Genomic DNA, 3,448 nt, shown 5'->3' with positions numbered 1-3,448 from the left:
ACCGAGGCCACCGGCCTGGCGGGCCGCTCGGTGCGCAACGTCGTGCACGCGAACACCGGCGGTACGAGCGCGCGCGTCACCCTCTCCAACCTGTACGGGCAGGCGCCGCTGACCATCACTCACGCCTCGGTGGCCCTCTCGGCGGGCCGGGGCACCGCCGCCGCCCGTGCGGAAACGATGCGCCGCCTGACGTTCGACGGCGCCTACGCCGTCACCATCCCGGCCGGCGGCCAGGCGGTCAGCGACGCGGTGCGGATCGTCGTACCGCACGACCAGGACGTTCTGGTCACCACGTACTCCCCCACGCCCTCCGGGCCGGTCACCATCCACCCGCACGCGCGGCAGATCTCGTTCGTGGCGCCCGGCGACCGCACCGAGGAGGCGACGGGCATCCCGTACACCGGGCGGAGCGCGTACTGGCGTTACCTGACCGCGCTGGACGTGCTCAGCAACGAGGCGGACGGCACGGTCGTGGCGTTCGGCGACTCCATAACCGACGGCATCACCTCGACCATGGGCGAGAACCGCCGCTGGCCCGACGTGCTGGCCTCCCGGCTGCGCTCGGCCGCCGCGAGCGGGGCGGACGTGCCGCGCTACTCCGTCGTCAACGAGGGCATCACCGGCAACCAGGTGCTGGCCGACGGCCTGGGCCGGCCCGCCGAGAACCCGAGCGGACTGTCCCGCTTCGGCCGCGACGCGCTGTCCCGGCCCAACGTCAAGGTCGTCGTCATCGACCTCGGCATCAACGACGTCACGCACTCCCGTTCGGCCGACGGCGGCAAGAAGATCACCGACGGGCTGCGCGCCCTGGTCCGGCAGGCGCACGCGCGCGGCCTGAAGGTCGTCGGCGCCACACTGACCCCCTTCGGCGGCCACCGGACCTGGACGCCGGCCCTGGACCGGATGCGCCGGCAGGTCAACGCGGAGATCCGGGCCGGCGGGGTGTACGACGCCGTGGTCGACTTCGACCTCGCCCTCAAGGACCCCCGCGACCCGCACCGAATGCTCCCGAAGTACGACTCCGGCGACCACCTGCACCCCAGCGACCTCGGTTTCCACACCATGGCCGAGACCCTGAACCTGTCGCTCCTGAAGGGCGCCGGACAGGCGGAGCTGTAACCCCTGGCGGGGAGGCGCAAGGGGGCCGGGGATACTGGCCCCCATGACCCGCTTGATCCTCGCCACCCGTAACGCCGGAAAGATCACCGAGCTGAGGGCCATCCTGGCCGACGCCGGGCTGCCGCACGAGCTGATCGGTGCCGACGCCTTCCCCGAGATCCCGGACGTCAAGGAAACCGGCGTCACCTTCGCGGAGAACGCCCTGCTGAAGGCGCACGCGCTGGCCCGGGCCACCGGGCTGCCGGCTGTGGCCGACGACTCCGGGCTCTGCGTCGACGTGCTGAACGGCGCCCCCGGCATCTTCTCCGCCCGCTGGGCCGGCCGGCACGGCGACGACACCGCCAACCTCGACCTGCTGCTCGCCCAGCTCTCCGACATCGCGGACGAGCACCGGGGCGCCCACTTCGCCTGCGCGGCCGCCCTGGCGCTGCCGGACGGCACCGAGCGGGTGGTGGAGGGGCAGCTCCGCGGCACCCTGCGGCAGGCCCCGGCGGGTACGGGTGGCTTCGGGTACGACCCGATCCTCCAGCCGGAGGGCGAGAGCCGTACCTGCGCGGAGCTGAGCGCGGACGAGAAGAACGCCATCAGCCATCGCGGGAAGGCGTTCCGGGCCCTGGTCCCGGTGGTGCGGGAGCTGCTGGGCTGAATTCTGGTGCGGCCGGAGGGACTCGAACCCTCACGGGAGTTACCCCACTGGGACCTAAACCCAGCGTGACTGCCAATTCCACCACGGCCGCCTGCTGCTGCCCGGCCATGCTAGCGGCCGGGCGGCGGCCTCAGATGCCCAGATCCTTGATGATCTTCGCCACGTGGCCGGTGGCCTTGACGTTGTACAGCGCGCGCTCGACCTTGCCGTCCTCGTCCACGACGACCGTGGAGCGGATGACACCGGTGACGGTCTTGCCGTACAGCTTCTTCTCGCCGAAGGCGCCGTAAGCCTCCAGCACCCTCTTGTCCGGGTCGGCGAGGAGGGTGACCTTCAGGTCCTCCTGCTCACGGAACTTGGCCAGCTTCTCCGGCTTGTCGGGCGAGATGCCGATGACGTCGTACCCGGCGCCGGCCAGCAGGGCGAGGTTGTCGGTGAAGTCGCACGCCTGCTTGGTGCAGCCGGGGGTAAGCGCCGCGGGGTAGAAGTACACGATGGTCTTGCGGCCCTTGTGGTCCGACAGGGACACCTCGTTCCCGTCGGCGTCGGGCAGGGTGAAGGCGGGGGCAACGTCCCCGGGCTCGAGTCGCTCGCTCATCGGACCAGCCTAACCGGGTGCCCCTGCCGTGCGGTGTGGCGTGGAGCTGACAGACTGTCCGGAACAGCATCAGGAGATTTCGGAGGCCGTACGGTGGCGGAGACGTCGGACACCAGAACACCGGCGCAGATCGAGGCGGACATCGAGCGCCGTCGCGCTGTGCTGGCCGAGACGCTCGACGAGATCGGGGTGCGGGTGCACCCGAAGACGATCGTCGGGGATGCCAAGGCGAAGGCCGTCGCCGGCGTCGACCGTGTCTTCGGGCGGGCGTACGTGCAGGTCAACCGAGTGATGACCGAGGTGCGCGACCAGTTCGTGGACGACGACGGCGCGCCGCGCGTGGAGCGCATCGTGCCCGCCGCGCTCATCGTCGCCGGGACGGTCGGGCTGATCGTCGCCGGGTCGCGCACGCGCAGGCACCGCCGCCGGCGCTAGTACGGAGGACTTCCGCGACCGGGTCGCCACGGCGGGGAGCCGTGGCGACCCGGAGGCGTGTCCGCGCCGCCCGGGCAGGTAGGTTCGGAGACGTGAGCGCCAACAGAGACGAGCAGAGCACCCCCCACCACGACAAGCTGCCCATCCGGATGCTGCACGACCGGGTCCTCGTGCGGCAGGAGGCCGGTGAGGGCGAGCGCCGTTCGGGCGGCGGCATCCTGATCCCCGCGACCGCGGCGGTCGGGCGCCGGCTGGCCTGGGCGGCGGTCGTCGCGGTCGGGCAGAACGTCCGGACCGTGGAGCCCGGCGACCGGGTCCTGTTCGACCCGGAGGATCTGGCCCAGGTCGAGGTCCGGGGCGTGGCGTACGTGCTGATGCGCGAGCGGGACCTGCACGCGGTGGCCGCGGACCGCTTCGAGGGGTCGGAGGACTCCACCGGGCTGTACCTCTGAGCCGAGGTCCTCTCCGAGCCGACGCCCTCTCCGAGCCGGGAGAACGTGAGAAGGGGCTGACGACCGTGGTCGTCAGCCCCTTCTCGTTGTCCGTGCGCCGCTACTGGCGCCGGGCCGTCTGCGGGGCGACGAAGCCGCCGGGCAGACCGGTCGTGCCCGGGTCGGCGCCGCCGCCCGTGCCGCCCGTACCGGGCTGGC

At 72.1% G+C, this 3,448-nt stretch carries 5 protein-coding genes and 1 tRNA gene; 4 read left to right on the top strand and 2 right to left on the bottom strand.

Features of this window, described 5'->3' with window-relative positions; translation table 11 throughout:
* Together GT030_RS06325 and rdgB are read left to right on the top strand one after the other, a co-directional pair.
* Nucleotides 1-1,119: SGNH/GDSL hydrolase family protein (locus tag GT030_RS06325; RefSeq protein ID WP_161200233.1), on the top strand; the 1,119-nt coding region annotated here is incomplete at its 5' end.
* Between the two features lie 43 nt (nucleotides 1,120-1,162).
* Entirely contained in the window at nucleotides 1,163-1,765 is a 603-nt protein-coding gene (gene rdgB, locus GT030_RS06320) for an RdgB/HAM1 family non-canonical purine NTP pyrophosphatase (protein ID WP_135793657.1), read from the top strand.
* A gap of 4 nt (nucleotides 1,766-1,769) precedes the next feature.
* Here rdgB and GT030_RS06315 read toward each other — a convergent pair.
* Nucleotides 1,770-1,856: transfer RNA gene (locus tag GT030_RS06315), tRNA-Leu, on the bottom strand.
* A 39-nt stretch (nucleotides 1,857-1,895) separates the two neighbouring features.
* Nucleotides 1,896-2,363 (bottom strand): thioredoxin-dependent thiol peroxidase, encoded by a 468-nt coding sequence (gene bcp / locus GT030_RS06310; protein ID WP_161200232.1) that lies wholly within the window; start codon nucleotides 2,361-2,363, stop codon nucleotides 1,896-1,898.
* 93 nt (nucleotides 2,364-2,456) lie between these two features.
* Between bcp and GT030_RS06305 the strand changes: the two genes are divergently transcribed.
* Nucleotides 2,457-2,798 carry a DUF3618 domain-containing protein gene (locus tag GT030_RS06305; protein WP_161200231.1) on the top strand — a complete coding sequence of 114 codons (342 nt, stop codon included), beginning with the start codon at nucleotides 2,457-2,459 and terminating at the stop codon, nucleotides 2,796-2,798.
* Between the two features lie 92 nt (nucleotides 2,799-2,890).
* Nucleotides 2,891-3,250, top strand: a complete 360-nt coding sequence (locus GT030_RS06300; protein ID WP_161200230.1) for a co-chaperone GroES — start codon at nucleotides 2,891-2,893, stop codon at nucleotides 3,248-3,250.
* The last annotated feature ends 198 nt before the right edge of the window (nucleotides 3,251-3,448 follow it).

Source organism: Streptomyces sp. SID1328 (genome assembly GCF_009865595.1).
GTDB lineage: Bacteria > Actinomycetota > Actinomycetes > Streptomycetales > Streptomycetaceae > Streptomyces > Streptomyces griseoluteus.
Note: the sequence above shows the minus strand (reverse complement) of the source record. Positions and strands in the feature narration are given on the sequence as shown.

What these genes read in the sequence shown, in the direction of transcription:
- rdgB (WP_135793657.1), top strand. Translation starts at nt 1,163, where the DNA reads ATGACCCGCTTGATCCTCGCCACCCGTAACGCCGGAAAGATCACCGAG.
- bcp (WP_161200232.1), bottom strand. Translation starts at nt 2,363, where the DNA reads ATGAGCGAGCGACTCGAGCCCGGGGACGTTGCCCCCGCCTTCACCCTG.